This is a genomic window from Brevundimonas sp. EYE_349 (genome assembly GCF_023147505.1).
In the GTDB taxonomy this organism is placed as follows: domain Bacteria; phylum Pseudomonadota; class Alphaproteobacteria; order Caulobacterales; family Caulobacteraceae; genus Brevundimonas.
In genome coordinates, this window is sequence record NZ_JAHXPB010000002.1 from 472,151 (window position 1) to 490,102 (window position 17,952).

Consider the following 17,952-nt stretch of genomic DNA (forward strand, 5'->3'; position numbering starts at 1 on the left):
CCCTCGAAAGGACGGACAGAATGAAGCGATCACGGTTTACGGAAGAGCAGATCATCGGGATCCTGCGCGAGCAGGAGGCCGGTGTTCCGGTGGCGGACCTGTGCAGGAAGCACGGGCTGAGCTCGCCGACCTTCTACAAATGGAAGGCCAAGTATGGCGGCATGGACGTGTCGGAGGCCCGGCGGCTGAAGGCGCTGGAAGAGGAGAACGCCAAGCTGAAGCGGATGCTGGCGGACTCGATGCTGGACAACGTCGCGCTGAAGGATCTGCTGGGAAAAAAGTGGTGACGCCCGCTGCGCATCGAGCGGCGGCGGCGCACCTGCAGTCGGCTTACGGGATGAGCGAACGGCGGGCCTGCCGGGTGCTGGGCGTGGACCGGACGAGCGTGCGCTATCAGGCGACGCGACCGGACGACGGCGCCCTGCGCGATCGGCTGAAGGCCCTGGCTCAGGAGCGTCGGCGGTTCGGCTATCGACGTCTGCACGTGATGCTCCGGCGCGAGGGCCATGCGGTCAACAAGAAGCGTGTCCAGCGGATCTACCGCGAGGAGAAGCTGACGGTGCGTCGGCGCGGCGGGCGCAAACGCGCGATGGGCACAAGGCGGCCGCTGGAGATTCCTCTGGTCGCAAACCAGCGCTGGTCGCTGGACTTCGTGTCCGACCAGATGACGGACGGGCGGCGCTTCCGCATCCTGACGGTGATCGACAACTGCACCCGCGAGTGCCTCGGGCTCGTCGCCGACACCTCGCTGTCAGGGCGACGGGTGGCGCGCGAGTTGGACGCCATCATCCTGCGACGCGGGCGACCCGAGACGATCATCAGCGACAACGGCACGGAATACACGTCCAACGCCATCCTGGCCTAGGCCGACGACGCCGGTGTGGGCTGGCACTACATCGCGCCGGGCAAGCCTCAGCAGAACGGCTTCAACGAGAGCTTCAACGGCCGTCTGCGTGACGAGCTGCTGAACGAGACGCTGTTCCGATCCCTGCCGCACGCCCGTGCGGTGCTCGAAACCTGGCGGCGCGACTACAACGAAACCCGGCCGCACTCGAAGCTCGGCTGGCTGACGCCGCAGGCCTACGCAGATGCGCTCAGCGGAAAGATCGGCCGGTCCGCTGCGCTGGTTGGAGGCTGCGCTGACCGGCCTCTTGCCAACCCCACCAACCCCAGTTCAGATCACCAAAGGACTCTCGTTATGGCTGGATGAGAAACGGGGGTCACGTCACGTCGAATAGCCTTGGCGCTCATTGTCATTCTCCAGATTGTGATGGTTGCGCGCGATAGGTGCGCGCGATAACGTCAAGGCTGAGCCTTTCGGCTCGCTCTAGCGGGGAGCTAGGGCCGGAGGTTCCGCAGATGCCCCGGCCAGTCTTCCAAATTTGCCAAGCCGGGCATTGAGGCGATACGGCAGAGCTGTCGCGGCTCATGCCCGAACTGCGTCACGCGGCCCGGGCGGGGCGAGGGCACATTCGGCCGGGCCGCATCACAGCGATTGGGGGGTGCGATGGATGACGGTACGCTGGAGCGGCGCGCTATGGGGGCTGAACAGCTGGTCGCCGCCAAGATCACCGAGTTCGGGGCGCACTTGACGGCAGGCGACCGAGCAGCGGCCGAGCGAGCGCGGACGGAAGCCCTTGCCGCCCTGGAGGTTCACTTCGACCTGACCGATCAGTTGATCAGCCAGACGTTCGCGTAGACCTGACTTCAGATGATGGGCGCTTCCATCGCAAAGCTTAGATTGGCTTGCAGACCCGGCAGGAGCGGATCCACAACCGCTGACGACAGCCGCACAGCCGATACCCGATCAGACAAGCGTATCATCGCGATGGGGATGGGCACCGACGGTCCGCGTTCCAACCAAGCCGACGACCAATAGGTCGGAAAGAGGCCTTCCACCTCTCTAAGCATGTTTTCGGCCGATTGACCGTCCGCATGGTCGTTTGCCTACTGCTGTACGTCGTGCTGAACCTGACGTGGTGGTTCTGCACCACGGCTTCGCAGGCGCGGTTGTCGCATTCTACTCGATCACCGGCACACCGTCGGCTCTGGACGGTGGGGGACCATCGGGCCAATGCCACGTCTCTGGCGTCCGCTGCATGGACTGGATGGTCTGACCGGGCACCGCCGGAATGCCGGTGGGGACGGGAAAGTCCGTTCCAGACGGGACAAGATACAGCGTGAAACGATGTGGCGCGCCGGCGAAGTTGACCTCGACGACGATCTGGCGCCCGTTCCTTCCGGGATCAGCAGTTGGTCCGCAAAGATGTAGCCCCCGAAGGTGGCTCCGGAGTCGATGGTTGTGGTCTGGAGGACGTTCCGTCCCCACGCCGACATGGCATGGCGTAGTCGGCTTTCGATTGTGGCGGAGTCCACTGCATAGGAACCGGAAGCCGTGCGGAAGGCGATCTGGCGGCGGGTTCGGTCGGGCAGGCCTTTCGTGTCGAGGTAGGCCAAATACCCCTCCACACCAGCGTCGATCCAGGCCGCGTTGAGGTCGCGCTGGGCTTTAACGCGCTCTTGATGGCGCAGATAGTTGAAGTCCTGAACGTAGAGTGGCGTGCCATCCTCTAGGGATATGCGAACATCTTCGGTGCCGAAATTGATCGGCTGACCTGACGTGTTGAAGGCTGCAAGGGCGAAATACATCTTCGAGGTCGCGTTGTACCGGACCGGCAGAAGCATCACTGCACCGGCCGGGCCATTCGACACCATCGCGGCGTTGCCGCGCGAGAACCGGACACCGACATTGTGATCACCCGTAGGGATCATGCGATATTCTGGCTCGACAGTTGCACAGCCCGCAAGAACCGCGCTCGCCACCAGTGTTGCGAGCAGTTTGGATTTCATCGACGTTTTCCCCGAACGGCGCCGAAGATGCCGATGAGAAGCCCGATGATCGCCCCGACAGGACCGGCAACGAAGAAGCCGACCACTCCGAATATGATGCCCATCAGGCAACCCATTTTGCATCCCCCTTCAGATAGGACATCTATGTCCTAGCGGGGTTACCGCTCCGCTAACACCATCGCACCGATGGAATGGGAGAAGATCGTCGGCGCGAATATCAGGCGCCTCCGCAAAGAGCGTGGGTTGAGCCAGGAGGCGCTTGCCGGCGACGCAGGCCTCGCGATGCGCCACATCGGCCGGATCGAACGTGGCGAGGGCAATCCCACAGTGTCGATGGTCGCTAAGATTGCGACCGTACTCGGCGTTCATCCATCCGCGCTCTACGACGAGATCGCTGCCGCGAAATTTTGACAAGTCCTCGGCATATGATCGCGAGGCAAGTATCACTCCGTCAGGGGCTCTTCTCGAAGCCCCTGCGCCACGGCCTCGTCGCACAAACGGACGATCATCATGTAGATCATTCGATTCTTCAGCCGCCCCATGTCGAATCCCGCCGCCAACGCCAGCGCGGTACGCTTCGTCATACTTGCCGGCAATCGCTCCTCGCGTGCCGATCCCAGAAAACAGATCGCATCGTGCATCGCTTGTTGTTCGAGTCGTTCGTCATGGGGCAGGCGTTGGAAGGACGGTTTTGCCTCGATAGCATCGATGCAAGATCGCCACCCACCGAGCCGCCAGACACGGTTCGCTGCTTCGCGGTTAGCCTCGACGCGAGGGTCACGCTCGGCTGGCGGCAGGTCATGAAAGACCATCGATGAGTCGAGCCATTCCGTGGCAGGGTCGATTTCGGCAGCACCAACCGCGTCGTCCAGCAGGCGTTCAAGTTCCATAGAGTTTCCTTTCGTAAGTATGAAATGATGCGGCGTCGTTCAGGCTTTGGATGACGAGCGTCCGCCGCGCGTCAGTGCGGCGCCGACATCGGATTGATAGTCAGGCCGGTGATGTCCGTAGACACGCTCGAGGGTTCGAGGGGTCATACCCAAGTACTGAGCCGCCTTGCGGGTAGGCACATCGGCTTCCATCAGCCAGGTCGCCGCCGTATGGCGGTGCCAGTGAGGCGTGACGGTATCGGAAAGACCGGCGTCTTTAACGATGCTCGAATAGGCTGGAGGAACACCAAGAGCGACTCGTCGATCCAGCTGTTGATGGCGGCTTCCTCGGCGTTCCCACTGGTCGTCGCGTCAATGCCGACAAGCCAACACACCCCTTGGCGAAGGATGGATCCTACTGCTGGTCCGCAAAGATGACGGGCAAGCAATTCGCGCACGCTCTGGGTGGACGCTTCGGCGAACATCAGCTCACCTTCCATAATTATGGTAAGTTCATCTGGGCTCGGACCGCGTGCGGCAATGCTCGTCCGCAGCTTGAACAACACGGCTCCTGGCGCCGATGTTGGCAGATTGCCCCGCAGACATGCAGGATGAAAACCTTCAAGATCAGTCATACAGCGCTCCCTGTTTGAAGACCCCATAGACAAAGGAGTCACTTTTTGCGTAATGGTCAGAATAAGAGATGTGGTTGATTTGGGGTAGACTGACATGGCGCGCCTTCCGGCTCTTATCGATGCACTTGCCGCCGCTGACGGGCGCCCGCGTCGCAGCGTCGATCATGTCGCCCGTGAGGTACGCGAGGCGGGGCTGATTCGAACCACCAAGAGGGGTCGCGGCGCGGCCGACATGACTTCGATTGATGCAGCCTACCTTATGCTTGGACTTTATGGTGCCCCGACCCCAGCCGACGCAAAGGCCGCGGCGCAGGAGTTGGCCAGTTTTAAGAACGTCGTCCCAGGAAGGGTCTATCCAGAACTGGAAGCGATCAGGGCGGCCCCCGATTTGGTGCACGCTTTGGCTGCCTTGATCGAACTCGCGCCGCTGGTTGCGGCTCCAACCTCTCTTGCGGACACTTTTATGGAAATGTCTGGAGGGGCGCGCTTCCCCGAGCTTTTGCCGAAGGGGTGGACAGTCCATCTGACCTTCGAGCGTCCCAATGCTTCCGTATGGCTGGGCTTGGTGCGACCAGACTCGACTGAAGAACATGGATACGATGAGATCATCTTCATCTTCGATGGCGCGAGACCACCCGCCCCGCCGCGCGCGCCCTTCGTGAAGATCAAGACACGAGTCAACGGCGGCGTAATACGCGCGGTGCATCAAAGCCTGTTCGGCGCCGAACCTGGCTCCCGGTTGGAGAGGCGTTGAGCGGTCGCAGCCGCCTTGCCAAAGACGAGCACTTTTGCTTCCAACACGTCGCTTACAGAGATCCATAGGCCGCCACCTCCGCTGGGGTTAGCGGCTGCTCAGCCTTGCGGTGTGTAAGAAGCTGTCGCCGCGCGCCTTCGATAAGCATCGTGCCGGAAGTGTTCGCATCCCGCATGGCCTGGCGCCGCCCCATGGCTTGAACAGCCGTCAATTCGTCCTGGGATAGGTAGTGCTCTAGGGTAGCGTGGATGTGCTTGAGCGAATGCCCGGTGACGGAAGCGATCATGGGCACCGTACAGCCCGCGCGACCGAACTCGACGATCGCCGTATGGCGCAGCGTGCCTAGCTTCAACTTGCTGTTTTCGTAGCCCGTCGCTCGAGAGCGGATATAGCCAAACCGAGCACTGATTTCCCGCCCGAACGGCTTCCCACCCTCCCCCAGCCGTCGCAGCATTCTGTCTGGCGGGCTGGTGCTTTGTGGCGTCGTCGTCGGATCCGGAGCGATGGCCCAGACGCGACGAAACATCACGGTCTACAAGACGCCCTGGTGCGGTTGCTGCGGCCTTTGGGTCGGTCATCTGCGCCAGGCCGGCTGGACGGCCCGTGTCATCGATGTCGAGGACCTCGCCCCCGTCCGGGCGCGCCACGGGGTGCCGGACAGGCTCGCCTCCTGCCATACCGGCGTCGTCGGCCGCTACGCCATCGAGGGTCATGTGCCGGCCGCCGATATCGATCGGCTGATCAGGGAGGCGCCCGCTGGGCGCGCCCTGGTGGTTCCCGGCATGCCCGCCGGCTCGCCTGGGATGGAATCCGCCGGACGTGAGCCCTACGTCTCCCTGCTGTTGCTCGCCGATGGTCGGACCCGGGTGTACGGCCGTCATAACGGGGGGTGACTTTCGGCGGGTGTGGCCGGGCGACCGGCACTCGGCGCACACCCGGCCGAAACCGTTCAGGCGGCGGGGAGCAGTTCGGTCTCAACCTCCGCGCCCCGGACGAGCATCAGATCGACAGGGCAGCGGTCCGCCATCTCCAGCAACCGGGCGCGCTGCGTCTCGTCCAGCGCGCCTTCAAGGGTGATGGCGCGTTTGAAGACGTCGGCCGGCGTCTGGTCCCGCCGTTTCGAGTGCACGACGCGAACGGCGGCCCGTTTCAGCGGCCATCCCTTCCGGGCGGCGTACATACGCATGGTCATCACACTGCAGGCGCCCAGACCCGCCGAAACGAGTTCGAACGGCGATGGACCACTGCCCAGGCCGCCCAGGCTCACCGGTTCGTCGGCGAGGAAGGCATGAGGCCCGGCGCGAACCCGGGTCTGATAGGCGCCGCCGCCCGTCTCCTCGACGAGGACGCCAGCCAAGTCGCCCTCGTCTCCCGTCAGGTCGGGCTCGAGCGCCGGAAGGTAGCGCGACGCCCAGCAGGCGATGACGCCGGCGACATAGTCGGCGTCCGTCTGGCGGGTGAGCAGGTGATCGGCGTCGTCCAGGGAAATGAAGCTCTTGGGATGTCTGGCCGCCACGAATATGGCGGAAGCGTTGTCGATGCTGACGACCTCGTCCAGCGGCGCATGCATCACCAGCAGCGCGCGTTTCAGACGGCTGACGGCATCCAGAGGCGAGTGGGTCCTGACGTCGTCGACGAAGCTCTGGCCGATCCGGTACGGTCGACCGCCGAGCGTCACCTCGGCCTCCCCTTCGCTTTCGATCCGCTTCAGATCCTCTTCTGACACATGGGTCAGTACATGGGCCGCGTCGGCGGGCGCCCCTATGGTGGCGATGGCCCGCACCTGGGGCAGATGTTCGGCGGCGGCCAGCACCGCCAGGCCGCCCAGGCTGTGACCGACCAGAAGATTCGGCGTCATGCCGGCCGCTTCCATGGCTCCGCTGGCCGCGATCAGATCCTGCACGTCGGCGGCGAAGCTCGCGTCAGCGACCTGGCCGTCCCGATCACCCGCCCCGGCGAAGTTGAAACGCAGGACGCCTACCCCGCTTCGCGCCAGCGCCCGAGACAGCCGCACCGCGGCCAGACCGTCCTGACCACAGCTGAAGCAATGCGCGACGATGGCCCAGCCTCGCAGCGTCGCCTGCGGCCGCTCGATCACGCCGACGATCCTGCGCCCGTCCCCCAGTCCGAACTCGAACTCCTTGTCTCCGCTCATTCGCATGTTCTCCATTCATGGGTCCAATCGGCGCGGGCCGCTCGGGATGATGCGGCCCAGCCTACAGTGTTCCGCCGCGGCAGGGTCAAGCGACGCGTCGTCGGGCTTCACATCAGGCGGCCGCCTCGGTCTCTGTCGGCCGTCCCGGAGGGTCAGCCAGACGCCGCCGGCGCAGACCAGCAGCAACAGCAGGCTGAATGCGCCCGGCGCGGCTTCCCAGCCGAGCCCCCACTCCCCCATGCGGACGAGGAACGGCACCGCCAGCATCAGCGAGGCTGTGAAGAGCGCCCCCTTCCGCAGGATGAGCCTGTGCAGGATGAGGAAGACCGGCGCCGTCAGCCCCGCGCCCAGACCTGCGATGGCGGCCCAGTCTGAAGGCGCGACGCCGACGAGCGGGACGAAGAGAACGACCGTCACGGCCAGCATGGCGGCGCCGGCCCCGGTAATGGCCGGCAAGGCCGAGAAGGCGGACAGGTCCGCCATGCGCGCGCGGAAGACGTAGCCATAGAGGGCGTAGGACGCTGTTCCGCCGAACACGAGCAGGGCGCCGCCGATGAGGTGCAGCCCCTCCGCCCCGGCATGACCCTCGCTTGCGGGCATGTCTGAGATCGCATAGGCCAGCGCGCCGCCCAGGGCGAGACAGGCTCCCAGCACCTTGTTGCGGGTGACCCGTTCCCCAAAGGCGACGGCGCCGATCACGAATGTGAGGCTCGGCAGAAGCGAGATGATCAGACCGGTGCGGGAGGGGCCGATGAACGCCGCGCCGAGCATGGTTCCGGCATAGTAGAGGAAGAAGCCCAGCAGTCCGAGCAGAGCGACTGTTCCGCCGCGTCGCGCCGCAATCCGCGCCTCGGAACGGCTCCGAGCGGAAAACAGCACGATCGCGGCAAAGACGATGAAGCTGGCCCCTGTGCGGCCGGCGGCCACCAGCAGCGGCGACACGCCCGAAACGAGGTAGCCGACGAGCAGCCAGCTCGCCGACAGAAGCAGAACGAGCGTGACCGAGAGGATCGGCGTCGTCAGCGCGGTGCGCGAGGCGGCGACCAGGCGAGTCCCGTTCCACATCCTGCTTCCCTTCATCGCCTCCTCCAATCGCCGACGAGCAAGGCTCCCCAGCCCGCCGGCGGCGTCCGGCAAGCCCGTGACGGATCAGAGGAAGACGCAGGTGATCCGGACATCGCACGCAGCGCGCCAGGCCCGGACGGCGCCGGCACGGTCAGGCCGGTCGAGCATCCGGTCCCGTCAGTCGGCCTCGTTCTCAAAGGCGCTCAGGCGACAGAAACAGGCTGCGGCGATCTTGATGTCGGCCGAAGCCACGGCGATGTCGCGCTGGAGGACGATCTCCCGGGCCTCGTCGTGCCGGCCGAGTTTCGTCAGACACTCGTAGAGGCCGTGCAGGCTCCAGACGTTGTTCGGTCGGATCCGCCGCCTGCCCAGCTTGCGCTCCAGCCCGAGGTCGATCCTGTGCTGTTCGGCAGCTTCGGCGTGCCGCCCCTGCTCGGTCAGCAGGGCGCAATAGGCGTGGCGGACGGGCTGCAGCCAGGCCGGAGGGTCGCTGTAGGGCAGCGTGTCCTCGAGGGCGATCGCCTCGCGCAACAGCGAGAACGCCTCCTCGATATTTCCCTTCCTGTATTCCAGTTCCCCGTCGAGCATCTTGCGCGCAATAGCGAGCGCCTGGAGCTCCGGCACGGGAATGGAGTTGAAACGGCTGTCCGGCACCGCGGCGACGGCGTCGATGAATTTCTCCCGTTCCGCCTCGGCTTCCGGCACGCGCCGCAGGGCCGCGAAAGCGATGCCGCGGGCATAGTGGATCATCGCCGTGGTCGAACAATAAAGTTCGCGGTCCGTCGGAAATTCCAAATCGAGGATGTCCTGCCAGCGCCCGAAGCGAATGAGAACATGCGGAAGCGTGGTGCCGTGCGCCTCGAGCAAATCCGCCATCGGCGGACTCTGGATGCCGAGCAGTTGCGGCGTCAGGACTTCCTTCAGCCGGTTCGCCATGAACAACGCCTCACGCGAACGGCCCGCCATCATCGCGCCATAGGCGCCGACCATCAGGTTGTGGACGCGATAGACGTTGTACCAGGCGCCGACTTCGGTCTCGTGACCGAAATAGCGTTCATCCGCCTCGACCGCATCGAGGTTGGAATCGATCACCCGGCGCCAGTCGCCGCAGGCGTTGTCGATGTGGGTGGACATATGCGCCAGATGGGCGCCGTCCCGCGACAGGCGACGCAGACGGTCGGCGGCCGGAAGCGCGATCTCGGGCCACGGCGACATCTCCATCAGGTGGATATAGAGATGGTTCAGGACCGGATGCCGGTCGCCCCCGGGACGCGGCAGGGCGTCCTCGATCACCGCCCGGGCCTCCAGCGTGCCCGGTCCGATCGGTTCTCCCGTATCGAGATCCCACAGAGCCCGCGGACTGAGACAGATCAAGGCGTCCCCGAACAGCGCCGCCGCGTCGATGTCGTCAGAGAACTGCTGATAAAAGACCCGCATGGCGTCCGCGTAGGCGCGGTTCAGGCGATCGAATTCCTCCGGGTCGCGGGTCGCCTGTTCGGGAAAGCGTGGTCCAAGCGCCGCGATCAGGGCCTTTTCGAAGGCGGTGCCGTTGCGGGCGACCGCTTCGCGAGCGCGTTCAAGCGCGCCACGGCCGATCGTCACGGCCTTCTGCATGTCCTCGGCGTCGAAAAGCCGCCAAGCCTTGTTGTAGTTCGGGCCCGTGCCGAAGGCGACGCCCCAGTGCGCCATGGCGCAGTCGGGATCGTAGTCGAGCGCCTTTTCGAAGCAGCGGACCGCTTCCTCGGGATTGAAGCAGTAGGCCCAGGCCAGCCCCCGATCAAACCAGAGTTGCGCCTGTGGCGAGGTGGTCGTCACATCGCGACGGAAGTCGCCAAGGTCGTAATAGTCGTCTTTCATCATCCATGCTCCGCTGGCCAGGGCCGATCTGGGAACCCGACCGCCAAGGCTATAAGTTAATACCTGAATACATATTCATATATCATGTTTCAAGCGCAGATCGCGGGATTCCGGCCGTGTCGATCCATGCGATCCGCCTAGAGCGGCACGGCGGTGGTGTATTTCACCTGGCTGAGCGCGAAGTGGGAGGCGGCGGTCGCCACATTCGGATGGTTCAGCAGATCGCACATCAGGAAGCGTTCGTAACCGGCGACGTCTGCGGCCACGATCCGCAGAAGGTAGTCCCATTCCCCGGACATGGAATGGGCCTCCATGACGTCCGGCCGGGTGGCGAGGTAGGCCTCGAAGGCGGTCCTGTCTGCCGGGGCGTGCGACCGCATCCTGACCTGGCACATCACGTTCACGCCCCGGCCGACCCTTTCGGCATCGACCAGTCGCACGGCTCCCTTCAGAATTCCCGCCTCTTCCAGCGCCCGGATCCGGCGCCAGCACGACGCCGGAGACGATCCGGCGAGCTCCGCCAGGGCCACATGGCTCAGGCCGGCGTCGCCCTGCAAGGCGCGCAACAGCCGACGATCGACATCATCCAGCACTCTTTCTTTCATGAACTCGTCCATTCTGGAATTGGATTTCATATCACGCTCAAATTCGAGCCGCTTTGAAAGGCGATCCTCGCCTATCCGGTCTACAATGACCACGATGGCGCAGCCTCCTCGCGAGCTCTGGCCTCACCTCCCTCGCGCGCGCCTGCGCCATCTGTCACAGGCGCGCCGTCAAAGAATGCCGGAGACACCCCCATGAGCATCACCCCCGAGAACCCCATTGGTCTGGACGGCTTCGAATTCGTGGAATTCACCAGCCCCGATCCCGAGGCGATGACCACCTTGATCGAACGCCTCGGCTTCGTCGCCACACACCGTCACCCGACGAAGGCGGTGGTTCGCTACAAGCAGGGGCGCACCAATCTGCTCGTCAACAGCGAAGCGACCGGACAGGCGGCTGCGTTCCGGGCGCTGCACGGGCCTTCAGCCAGCGGTATGGCCTTCCGCGTGGCCAACGCTCGCCAGGCCTATGATCTGGCCCTGTCGCGCGGTGCGCGCGCCGCCGACGCCGCCGCCGGCGCGCTCGGCGCTGACGCCATGGTGCTGGAAGGCATCGGCGGCTCCTACCTCTATCTCGTCGACCGCCACGGCGCAGCCGGGTCGCTGTACGACGATTGGACCGAGATCGACGGATGGCGCGAGGCCGAGGCCGCAAACAGCGTCGGCCTCGATATCCTGGATCACCTCACCCACAACGTCCGTCGGGGCCAGATGCGGACCTGGTCCGGCTTCTACAACCAGATTTTCGGCTTCGAGGAGCAGAAGTATTTCAACATCAAGGGCCAGGCCACCAGCCTCATCTCCCAGGCGATGATCGCGCCGGACAAGGCCATCCGCATTCCGCTGAACGAGAGCGAGGACGACCAGTCCCAGATCGAGGAGTTTATCCGTGAATACAACGGCGAGGGCATCCAGCACCTGGCCATGACCACGGATAACATCTACGAAACCGTCGAAGCCCTGCGCGCCCGTGGCGTACGATTGCAGGACACGATCGAGACCTATTACGAACTGGTCGACAAGCGGGTGCCCGGCCACGGCGAGGATCTGGAGCGGCTGAAGGCGAACCGCATCCTCATCGACGGAAACGTCGGCGAGGAAGGCATTCTGCTGCAGATATTCACCGAGAATCTGTTCGGACCCATCTTCTTCGAAATCATCCAGCGCAAGGGCAACGAAGGGTTCGGCAACGGCAACTTCCAGGCCCTGTTCGAATCGATCGAGCTCGACCAGATCCGGCGCGGGGTGATCAAGGTCGACGCCTGACCCGGCGCGGGGGTCGGATGCATATCATCCGACCCCCGTCATCGCTCAGACGCGCGACTTCAGTTGACCGACCCCGCCGGCCGACCGGACACCGGTCGGCGGCGCTTCCGAGGTTTCTTCCAGATCCATTAGGATCGGACAGTCGGGGCGATTATCGCCCGCGCAACAGGCGATCAGCGTCTGCAGGGTTTCCGACATCTGCCTGAGGCTGGCGATTCGCGCATTGAGCACCGCGATATGCGCGCTGGCGATGCGTTTTACATCAGCACTTTGACGCGACCGGTCGTTCCACAGACTCAGCAGGTCCTGAATCTCAGCGACGGAAAAACCGAGGTCGCGGGCGCGCCGGATGAACCGGAACCGGTGCACGTCCGCGTCCGAATAGTCGCGATAGCCCGACTCCTTTCTGTCCGCCACCGGGATCAGTCCGGTCTGCTCATAGTAGCGGATCATCTTGGCGGATACGCCGGAAGCCTTAGCTGCCTGACCGATATTCATACTGATCTCTCCTATTCACCCAAGCCGTCCCGCGCCATCGCCCTCGCCGCCCTGCGGCGACCGGAAGCCACGCAGCCGCAGGGCGTTGCCAAGCACGAACACGCTGGACATGGCCATGGCGCCCGCCGCGAACACGGGCGACAGCAAGACACCCCACACAGGATACAGCACGCCGGCGGCGACAGGGATGAGCGCGGCGTTATAGACGAAGGCCCAGAACAGGTTCTGGCGGATGTTGCCGATGGTGGCCCGCGACAGGGCGATGGCCGTGGCCACGCCCTTCAGGCTGCCCGACATCAACACCACATCGGCCGCCTCGATGGCGATATCCGTGCCGTTGCCGACCGCCAGGCCCACATCCGATTCCGCCAGCGCGGGGGCGTCATTGATGCCGTCGCCGACGAAGGCGACCCGGCCATGCTCGCCCTTGAGACGGCGGACCGCCTCGACCTTGCCGTCCGGCAACACCTCGGCCACGACTTCGTCGATGCCCAATTGGCGGGCGATGGCGGCGGCGGTGCGGCGGTTGTCGCCGGTGATCATCGCCACCTTCAGGCCCAGTCCGTGCAGGGCGGCGATGGCCGCCGGAGTGCTGGCCTTGATCGGATCGGCCACCGCGATGATCGCCGCCAGACGTCCGCCGATGGCGGCGTAGAGCGGCGTCTTGCCCTCATCGCCCATGCGGCCAGCGGCGGCGGCGAAGACGCCCACGTCCAGTCCCAGTTCGCCCATGTAGCGATCCGAACCGATCTGCACGGCCTCGCCGTCCACCGTCGCGGTCACGCCACGTCCCGTAACGGACTCAAAGGCCGAAACCAGCGGCAGCGTCAGACCCTCGGCCTCGGCGGCCTCGACAATGGCGCGGGCGATGGGGTGTTCGGACTTGGCCTCGACCGCAGCCACCAGAGCCAGAACGCGGGCGCGCTCCATGCCGGGTTCAATCTGCAGGTCCGTCAGGGCGGGACGACCTTCCGTCAGGGTGCCGGTCTTGTCGACGGCCACGACCTTGGCGTCCTTGAGCAGTTGCAGCGCCTCGCCCTTGCGGAACAGCACGCCCAGTTCGGCGCCGCGACCGGTGCCGACCATGATGGAGGTCGGCGTCGCCAGACCCATGGCGCACGGGCAGGCGATGATCAGCACAGCCACCGCATTGACCAGGGCGAAGGTGAGCGCAGGCGACGGACCGAACACCAGCCAGACCAGGAAGGTCAGGGCGGCAACAGCCATGACCGCCGGAACGAACCACATCGTCACCTTGTCGACCAGCGCCTGGATCGGCAGCTTGGAGCCCTGGGCCTGTTCGACCATGCGAATGATCTGGGACAGCATGGTGCCGTCGCCGACCGCCGTGGCGCGGAACACCAGGGCGCCCTTCTGATTGACAGTGCCGCCCACCAGAGCTGCGCCCGAAGTCTTGGCCACAGGGACCGGCTCGCCGGTGATCATGGATTCATCGACATAGCTTTCGCCCTCGACGACTTCGCCGTCGACCGGAACGCGCTCGCCGGGACGGACCTCGACCAGATCGCCAGCCGCCACCTCGGTGATGGCGATTTCGACCATCATGCCGTCGCGGCGCACGCGCGCGGTCTTGGCCTGAAGCCCGACCAGACGCTTGATGGCCTCGGAAGTGCGGCCCTTGGCCTGGGCCTCAAGGAAGCGCCCCAGCAGGACCAGGGTGACGATGACGGCGGCCGCCTCGTAATAGACATTGACCGTTCCCGCCGGCAGTAGCGCCGGAGCGAAGGTCGCCACCAGGGAATAGGCATAGGCCGCCAGGGTGCCGACAGACACCAGCGAGTTCATGTCCGGCGCCAGACGCCCCAGGGCGGGCAGACCCTTCTTGTAGAAACGCGCGCCCGGCACGGCCAGCACCAGCGTGGTCAGGGCAAACTGCAGATACCAACTGGCCTGCATGCCGATGGTCCCTGCGATCATCGCATGGACGCCCGGAATGAGGTGCGACCCCATCTCCAGCAGGAAGACCGGAAGGCTCAGAGCGGCGGCGATGATCAGATCACGCTTCAGGGCGGCGCGTTCGGCGTCCTTGCGCTCGGCCGCTTCTTCGCCCGCATCCGCAGCGTCGCTCAGCGGACGCGCCGTATAGCCCGCGCCAGCCACGGCGGCGATCAGGGCCGACACGTCCGCCGCCCCCTGGATCGTGGCCCGTTCTGTGGCCAGGTTCACGCTGGCGCTCACCACGCCCGGCGTCGCCTTCAGCGCCTTTTCGACCCGCCCGACGCAGGACGCGCAGGTCATGCCCTCAATCGCCAGTTCGACGCTGGCGGCCGGAACGGTGTAACCGGCCGATTCCACAGCCTTGACGAGGTCTGCCATCTGGATCGGTCCGCTCGCCTGGATGTCGGCCCGCTCCGTGGCGAGGTTGACGCTGACCGCGGCCACGCCCGGCGCCTTGCTGATGGCGCGTTCGACGCGGCCGACGCAGGACGCGCAGGTCATGCCTTCGATCGGCAGACTCAACGGGGAGCCGACGGTTTTCGTCGGCGCATAGGGGGCGTTCATCGCGCGATCCTCACACGGGTGACTAGAGTTCGCAGGGATGATGGGGCTTCCCATTGTTGGAATGTCAACTCCCCAAAAAAAGTCGCGACCATCCTTGACCTTCCAACGATGGCAAGGGGCATTTCATCTCTCACCAACCGATGCGAAAGGACTTTTCCCATGCAGTTCCACGTCGAAAACATGACCTGCGGCTCGTGCGTGAAGCACATCACCCAGGCCATCGCCACGGTGGATCCGAACGCCCGTCTCGAGGCCGATACGGTGTCGCGCACCATCTCGGTGACCACCACCGCCGACGCCGACGCCATCCAGCAGGCGCTGGCGGACGACGGATACACCGCCCGGCCCCTCTGAGCTCTTCCGACATGCAAGCGAAGGCTCTCACCGTCATCTTCATCGCCGGCGTCGCCCTGGCCGCCAGCGGTCTCGCCTATGCCCAGTCCCAGATCGTCAAAGGAGATTCGGAACACGCCATGACCCAGAACAGCCACGCCAATCACCCCGCCCCCGTCCCTTCCGGCAATCCTGCCGTGCGCGCCTATCAGGAAGCCAACGACCGGATGCACGCCGACATGACCATCGATTTCACCGGCGACGCCGACGTCGATTTCATGAAGGGAATGATTCCACACCATCAGGGGGCCATCGACATGGCCCGCGTCGCGCTGGAACATGGACGGGATCCGGAGGTTCGCCGGCTCGCCGAGTCCGTCATCACCGCCCAAGAGGCGGAGATCGCCATGATGCAGTCCTGGCTCGATACCCGGAACCGGTAAAGGCCGCCCCTTCGCCGCCGTTCCCTCCCCCGATGTGGGGGTGGAGTTGGCGTCATCGGACAGAAACCTTCGAGAACGCCATGGCAGGCGCACCAGTCCCTGGTGCGCCTGAACCCTTTTCCGAACAGCGCCCAATCGCCGCCGTCGTCTTCAGGCGTCCTCATCCTCATTGATGTGGTGAAGCATGTCGATCAGCACATGACTGACATGATGATCGGCCACCTCGTAGAAAACCTGCCGCGAGGAACGTTCTCCCCGGACCAAGCGCGCCCCGCGCAGAAGCCTGAGATGGTGGCTGACGAGGGTCTGGGACAGGTCCAGGCTGTCGGCGATCTGCTTGACAGGCTTCGGGCCATTCAGACAGAACATGAGGATTCTCAGACGGGTCGGATCGCCCAGCAGACGAAAGGTCTCTGCAAGAGCCGACAGTTGGCGCGTATCCAGCGCTGGCACCTTTTCGTCGCTGGCCCGTTCCGACATGGCGTACGCTCCCCCGCATCATTAAACATATGGCGATGTCTTCACCTGTTCATGTATCGTGAGACAGGGCGTCGCTCCAATCAAGTGCGACCGCCTGTCTGCGTCTGTTCGGTCCAGCCGCCGCCCAGCGCCTTGTAGAGGGTCGTCAGATTGCTCAGCCGGGCCAGACGGGCGCGCAGCAGCGCCTGTTCCGATCCATAAAGGGTGCGCTGGGCGTCCAGAACCGACAGCGAACTGTCCTCGCCTTCCTGATGCCGCCTCTGCGCCAGATCATAGGCGCGGCGGCTCGCATCCACCCTCTGCTGTTCGGAAAGGATCTGTCGTTCGAGGGCGTCGCGCGCGGCAAGCCCATCGGCGACCTCCCGGAAGCCCGCCTGAACGGCCCGCTCATAACGCGCCACCTCGATTCTCTGCCGCACCTTGGCGAGGTCCAGATTGGCCGACAGGGCGCCGCCGTTGAAAATCGGCAGGCTGAGCCGGGGCGCGAAACTCCAGCTTCTGGTTCCGGCGCTGAACAGATTGTCCAGATCGCTGCTGGCCGATCCTGCCGAGCCCGTCAGGGTGATCGTCGGAAAGAAGGCCGCGCGCGCGGCGCCGATATTGGCGTCGGCGCCGCGCAGCATCTGTTCGGCGGCGCGGATATCCGGTCGTCGGTCCAGCAGATCGGACGGCAGACCGGCGGGCAGGTTCGCCTCGACCACATCATCCGGCAGCGGTTCGCCCGCCCATGCCTGAAGCGTCCGGGCCAGGTCCGCATCCAGAGGCTGGCCGATCAGCAGGGTCAAGGCGTTGAGATCCTGAGCCGCCTGCCGTTCGTAAACCGCCTGATCCGCCTCGGCGGAGCGAAGCGCGATCTCGGTCCTGCGGACATCGAGTTCGCCCGCCTCCCCGACCTCGGCCAGAAGCTGGGTCAGTTCATGAGAGCGCCGCTGGGCTTCGGCGGTGTCCCTGGCCAGTTCCAGCAGGGCCTGATCGGTGCGCAGGGTGAAATAGGCGGTCGCCACCTCCGACACCAGACTGAGTTGCGCGGCCGTCCGCGTCTCGTCCAGCGCAAGCCAGGTCGCCAGGGCCTGGTCATTGAGGCTGCGCACACGGCCCCAGAGGTCCAGCTCCCAGGCCGTGACCGCCCCGCCCGCCTCATAGGCGCGCGTCACCTCGGACTGACCGGTTGGGCTGAGATCCGCCGGCGTCCTCTGCGACACGCCCGCGGCGACGCCGTCGATGCGGGGCAGGCTGTCAGCGCGCCGGATGCGATACTGGGCGCGCGCCGCCTCAACATTCAGGGCGGCGACCCTCAGGTCGCGGTTGGCGTCCAGTGAGGTCGCGATAAGCTGTTGCAGGACCGGATCACGAAAGACATCGCGCCAGCCCAGATCAGCCGCCGCAACCGCAGCCGGAGCGGCCGCCTGATCCGCCTGCGAAGGATAGGCCGCCGCCACCGGCGCGACGGGCCGCACCGTCGTCGGCGCCATGGCGCAACCGGCCACCGCAAAGACCGCCGACAGGGCGACGCCGTAAGCGAGCCTGCGGCCCGGACGAAGCAGAGAAGAGGATTTCATGGAGTCATTCTCCTTGTGGGTTGGCCGCGTCGTCCTCCGTCCTGACCGCGAGGGCCGTTGAAC

19 protein-coding genes and 1 pseudogene are annotated in these 17,952 nt (G+C 65.1%); 8 read left to right on the forward strand and 12 right to left on the reverse strand.

Going from position 1 to position 17,952, the window contains the following annotated elements:
• The first annotated feature begins 20 nt into the window (after nucleotides 1–20).
• Both KZX42_RS06005 and KZX42_RS06010 read left to right on the forward strand, forming a co-directional pair.
• A pseudogene (locus KZX42_RS06005) lies at nucleotides 21–1,210 on the forward strand (IS3 family transposase).
• A gap of 297 nt (nucleotides 1,211–1,507) precedes the next feature.
• Nucleotides 1,508–1,699 (forward strand): hypothetical protein, encoded by a 192-nt coding sequence (locus KZX42_RS06010; RefSeq protein WP_248117991.1) that lies wholly within the window; start codon nucleotides 1,508–1,510, stop codon nucleotides 1,697–1,699.
• 329 nt (nucleotides 1,700–2,028) lie between these two features.
• Here KZX42_RS06010 and KZX42_RS06015 read toward each other — a convergent pair whose 3' ends face one another.
• Entirely contained in the window at nucleotides 2,029–2,850 is an 822-nt protein-coding gene (locus KZX42_RS06015; protein ID WP_248117994.1) for a hypothetical protein, read from the reverse strand.
• Nucleotides 2,851–3,036: 186 nt separating this feature from the next.
• Here KZX42_RS06015 and KZX42_RS06020 point away from each other — a divergent pair, with 186 nt between their 5' ends.
• Nucleotides 3,037–3,261, forward strand: a complete 225-nt coding sequence (locus KZX42_RS06020) for a helix-turn-helix transcriptional regulator (RefSeq protein WP_282438811.1) — start codon at nucleotides 3,037–3,039, stop codon at nucleotides 3,259–3,261.
• A 32-nt stretch (nucleotides 3,262–3,293) separates the two neighbouring features.
• On the opposite strand, the gene KZX42_RS06025 is transcribed toward KZX42_RS06020, so the two are convergent.
• Both KZX42_RS06025 and KZX42_RS06030 read right to left on the reverse strand, forming a co-directional pair.
• The gene (locus KZX42_RS06025) at nucleotides 3,294–3,740 is read right to left on the reverse strand and encodes a hypothetical protein (protein WP_248117998.1); all 447 of its coding nucleotides are present in this window, start codon (nucleotides 3,738–3,740) and stop codon (nucleotides 3,294–3,296) included.
• A 191-nt stretch (nucleotides 3,741–3,931) separates the two neighbouring features.
• Nucleotides 3,932–4,354 carry a hypothetical protein gene (locus tag KZX42_RS06030; RefSeq protein WP_248118000.1) on the reverse strand — a complete coding sequence of 141 codons (423 nt, stop codon included), beginning with the start codon at nucleotides 4,352–4,354 and terminating at the stop codon, nucleotides 3,932–3,934.
• A 94-nt stretch (nucleotides 4,355–4,448) separates the two neighbouring features.
• On the opposite strand from KZX42_RS06030, the gene KZX42_RS06035 reads away from it, so the two are divergent.
• The gene (locus KZX42_RS06035; RefSeq protein WP_248118002.1) at nucleotides 4,449–5,108 is read left to right on the forward strand and encodes a hypothetical protein; all 660 of its coding nucleotides are present in this window, start codon (nucleotides 4,449–4,451) and stop codon (nucleotides 5,106–5,108) included.
• A 52-nt stretch (nucleotides 5,109–5,160) separates the two neighbouring features.
• On the opposite strand, the gene KZX42_RS06040 is transcribed toward KZX42_RS06035, so the two are convergent.
• The gene (locus KZX42_RS06040) at nucleotides 5,161–5,562 is read right to left on the reverse strand and encodes a hypothetical protein (protein WP_248118004.1); all 402 of its coding nucleotides are present in this window, start codon (nucleotides 5,560–5,562) and stop codon (nucleotides 5,161–5,163) included.
• Between the two features lie 49 nt (nucleotides 5,563–5,611).
• On the opposite strand from KZX42_RS06040, the gene KZX42_RS06045 reads away from it, so the two are divergent.
• Nucleotides 5,612–6,001, forward strand: coding sequence for a DUF411 domain-containing protein (locus KZX42_RS06045; protein ID WP_221415962.1), 390 nt, complete (start codon nucleotides 5,612–5,614; stop codon nucleotides 5,999–6,001).
• A 56-nt stretch (nucleotides 6,002–6,057) separates the two neighbouring features.
• Here the strand turns inward: KZX42_RS06045 and KZX42_RS06050 are convergent, their stop codons facing one another.
• The 4 genes from KZX42_RS06050 to KZX42_RS06065 form a co-directional block, all read right to left on the reverse strand.
• A complete protein-coding gene (locus tag KZX42_RS06050) occupies nucleotides 6,058–7,263 on the reverse strand; it encodes a bifunctional alpha/beta hydrolase/OsmC family protein (protein ID WP_248118006.1) in 1,206 nt (401 codons plus the stop codon).
• 15 nt (nucleotides 7,264–7,278) lie between these two features.
• Entirely contained in the window at nucleotides 7,279–8,400 is a 1,122-nt protein-coding gene (locus KZX42_RS06055; protein WP_248118008.1) for a DMT family transporter, read from the reverse strand.
• A gap of 105 nt (nucleotides 8,401–8,505) precedes the next feature.
• Nucleotides 8,506–10,188, reverse strand: coding sequence for a tetratricopeptide repeat protein (locus KZX42_RS06060; protein ID WP_282438812.1), 1,683 nt, complete (start codon nucleotides 10,186–10,188; stop codon nucleotides 8,506–8,508).
• 134 nt (nucleotides 10,189–10,322) lie between these two features.
• Nucleotides 10,323–10,790: an Lrp/AsnC family transcriptional regulator gene (locus KZX42_RS06065; RefSeq protein ID WP_184273140.1), complete on the reverse strand. Its 468-nt coding sequence runs from the start codon at nucleotides 10,788–10,790 to the stop codon at nucleotides 10,323–10,325.
• A 192-nt stretch (nucleotides 10,791–10,982) separates the two neighbouring features.
• Here KZX42_RS06065 and hppD point away from each other — a divergent pair, with 192 nt between their 5' ends.
• The gene (gene hppD, locus KZX42_RS06070; RefSeq protein WP_184273137.1) at nucleotides 10,983–12,053 is read left to right on the forward strand and encodes a 4-hydroxyphenylpyruvate dioxygenase; all 1,071 of its coding nucleotides are present in this window, start codon (nucleotides 10,983–10,985) and stop codon (nucleotides 12,051–12,053) included.
• A gap of 45 nt (nucleotides 12,054–12,098) precedes the next feature.
• On the opposite strand, the gene cueR is transcribed toward hppD, so the two are convergent.
• Nucleotides 12,099–12,551 (reverse strand): Cu(I)-responsive transcriptional regulator, encoded by a 453-nt coding sequence (gene cueR / locus KZX42_RS06075; protein WP_184273134.1) that lies wholly within the window; start codon nucleotides 12,549–12,551, stop codon nucleotides 12,099–12,101.
• Between the two features lie 15 nt (nucleotides 12,552–12,566).
• Nucleotides 12,567–15,074 carry a heavy metal translocating P-type ATPase gene (locus KZX42_RS06080; RefSeq protein ID WP_224762239.1) on the reverse strand — a complete coding sequence of 836 codons (2,508 nt, stop codon included), beginning with the start codon at nucleotides 15,072–15,074 and terminating at the stop codon, nucleotides 12,567–12,569.
• Between the two features lie 159 nt (nucleotides 15,075–15,233).
• Here KZX42_RS06080 and KZX42_RS06085 point away from each other — a divergent pair, with 159 nt between their 5' ends.
• Both KZX42_RS06085 and KZX42_RS06090 read left to right on the forward strand, forming a co-directional pair.
• Entirely contained in the window at nucleotides 15,234–15,428 is a 195-nt protein-coding gene (locus tag KZX42_RS06085) for a heavy-metal-associated domain-containing protein (RefSeq protein ID WP_184273131.1), read from the forward strand.
• Nucleotides 15,429–15,439: 11 nt separating this feature from the next.
• Complete coding sequence (locus KZX42_RS06090; RefSeq protein WP_184273126.1) at nucleotides 15,440–15,850, forward strand: DUF305 domain-containing protein; 411 nt, start codon at nucleotides 15,440–15,442, stop codon at nucleotides 15,848–15,850.
• Between the two features lie 150 nt (nucleotides 15,851–16,000).
• Here KZX42_RS06090 and KZX42_RS06095 read toward each other — a convergent pair whose 3' ends face one another.
• Nucleotides 16,001–16,330, reverse strand: coding sequence for a metalloregulator ArsR/SmtB family transcription factor (locus KZX42_RS06095; RefSeq protein ID WP_184273123.1), 330 nt, complete (start codon nucleotides 16,328–16,330; stop codon nucleotides 16,001–16,003).
• Between the two features lie 80 nt (nucleotides 16,331–16,410).
• Nucleotides 16,411–17,889, reverse strand: a complete 1,479-nt coding sequence (locus KZX42_RS06100) for an efflux transporter outer membrane subunit (protein WP_184273120.1) — start codon at nucleotides 17,887–17,889, stop codon at nucleotides 16,411–16,413.
• Nucleotides 17,890–17,952 lie beyond the last annotated feature (63 nt).

Bases quoted from the DNA above. Each gene is read 5' to 3' on its own strand.
- KZX42_RS06010 (WP_248117991.1), top strand. From the start codon at position 1,508: ATGGATGACGGTACGCTGGAGCGGCGCGCTATGGGGGCTGAACAGCTG.
- KZX42_RS06015 (WP_248117994.1), bottom strand. From the start codon at position 2,850: ATGAAATCCAAACTGCTCGCAACACTGGTGGCGAGCGCGGTTCTTGCG.
- KZX42_RS06020 (WP_282438811.1), top strand. From the start codon at position 3,037: ATGGAATGGGAGAAGATCGTCGGCGCGAATATCAGGCGCCTCCGCAAA.
- KZX42_RS06025 (WP_248117998.1), bottom strand. From the start codon at position 3,740: ATGGAACTTGAACGCCTGCTGGACGACGCGGTTGGTGCTGCCGAAATC.
- KZX42_RS06030 (WP_248118000.1), bottom strand. From the start codon at position 4,354: ATGACTGATCTTGAAGGTTTTCATCCTGCATGTCTGCGGGGCAATCTG.
- KZX42_RS06035 (WP_248118002.1), top strand. From the start codon at position 4,449: ATGGCGCGCCTTCCGGCTCTTATCGATGCACTTGCCGCCGCTGACGGG.
- KZX42_RS06040 (WP_248118004.1), bottom strand. From the start codon at position 5,562: ATGCTGCGACGGCTGGGGGAGGGTGGGAAGCCGTTCGGGCGGGAAATC.
- KZX42_RS06045 (WP_221415962.1), top strand. From the start codon at position 5,612: ATGGCCCAGACGCGACGAAACATCACGGTCTACAAGACGCCCTGGTGC.
- KZX42_RS06050 (WP_248118006.1), bottom strand. From the start codon at position 7,263: ATGAGCGGAGACAAGGAGTTCGAGTTCGGACTGGGGGACGGGCGCAGG.
- KZX42_RS06060 (WP_282438812.1), bottom strand. From the start codon at position 10,188: ATGATGAAAGACGACTATTACGACCTTGGCGACTTCCGTCGCGATGTG.
- KZX42_RS06065 (WP_184273140.1), bottom strand. From the start codon at position 10,790: ATGAAAGAAAGAGTGCTGGATGATGTCGATCGTCGGCTGTTGCGCGCC.
- hppD (WP_184273137.1), top strand. From the start codon at position 10,983: ATGAGCATCACCCCCGAGAACCCCATTGGTCTGGACGGCTTCGAATTC.
- cueR (WP_184273134.1), bottom strand. From the start codon at position 12,551: ATGAATATCGGTCAGGCAGCTAAGGCTTCCGGCGTATCCGCCAAGATG.
- KZX42_RS06080 (WP_224762239.1), bottom strand. From the start codon at position 15,074: ATGAACGCCCCCTATGCGCCGACGAAAACCGTCGGCTCCCCGTTGAGT.
- KZX42_RS06085 (WP_184273131.1), top strand. From the start codon at position 15,234: ATGCAGTTCCACGTCGAAAACATGACCTGCGGCTCGTGCGTGAAGCAC.
- KZX42_RS06090 (WP_184273126.1), top strand. From the start codon at position 15,440: ATGCAAGCGAAGGCTCTCACCGTCATCTTCATCGCCGGCGTCGCCCTG.
- KZX42_RS06095 (WP_184273123.1), bottom strand. From the start codon at position 16,330: ATGTCGGAACGGGCCAGCGACGAAAAGGTGCCAGCGCTGGATACGCGC.
- KZX42_RS06100 (WP_184273120.1), bottom strand. From the start codon at position 17,889: ATGAAATCCTCTTCTCTGCTTCGTCCGGGCCGCAGGCTCGCTTACGGC.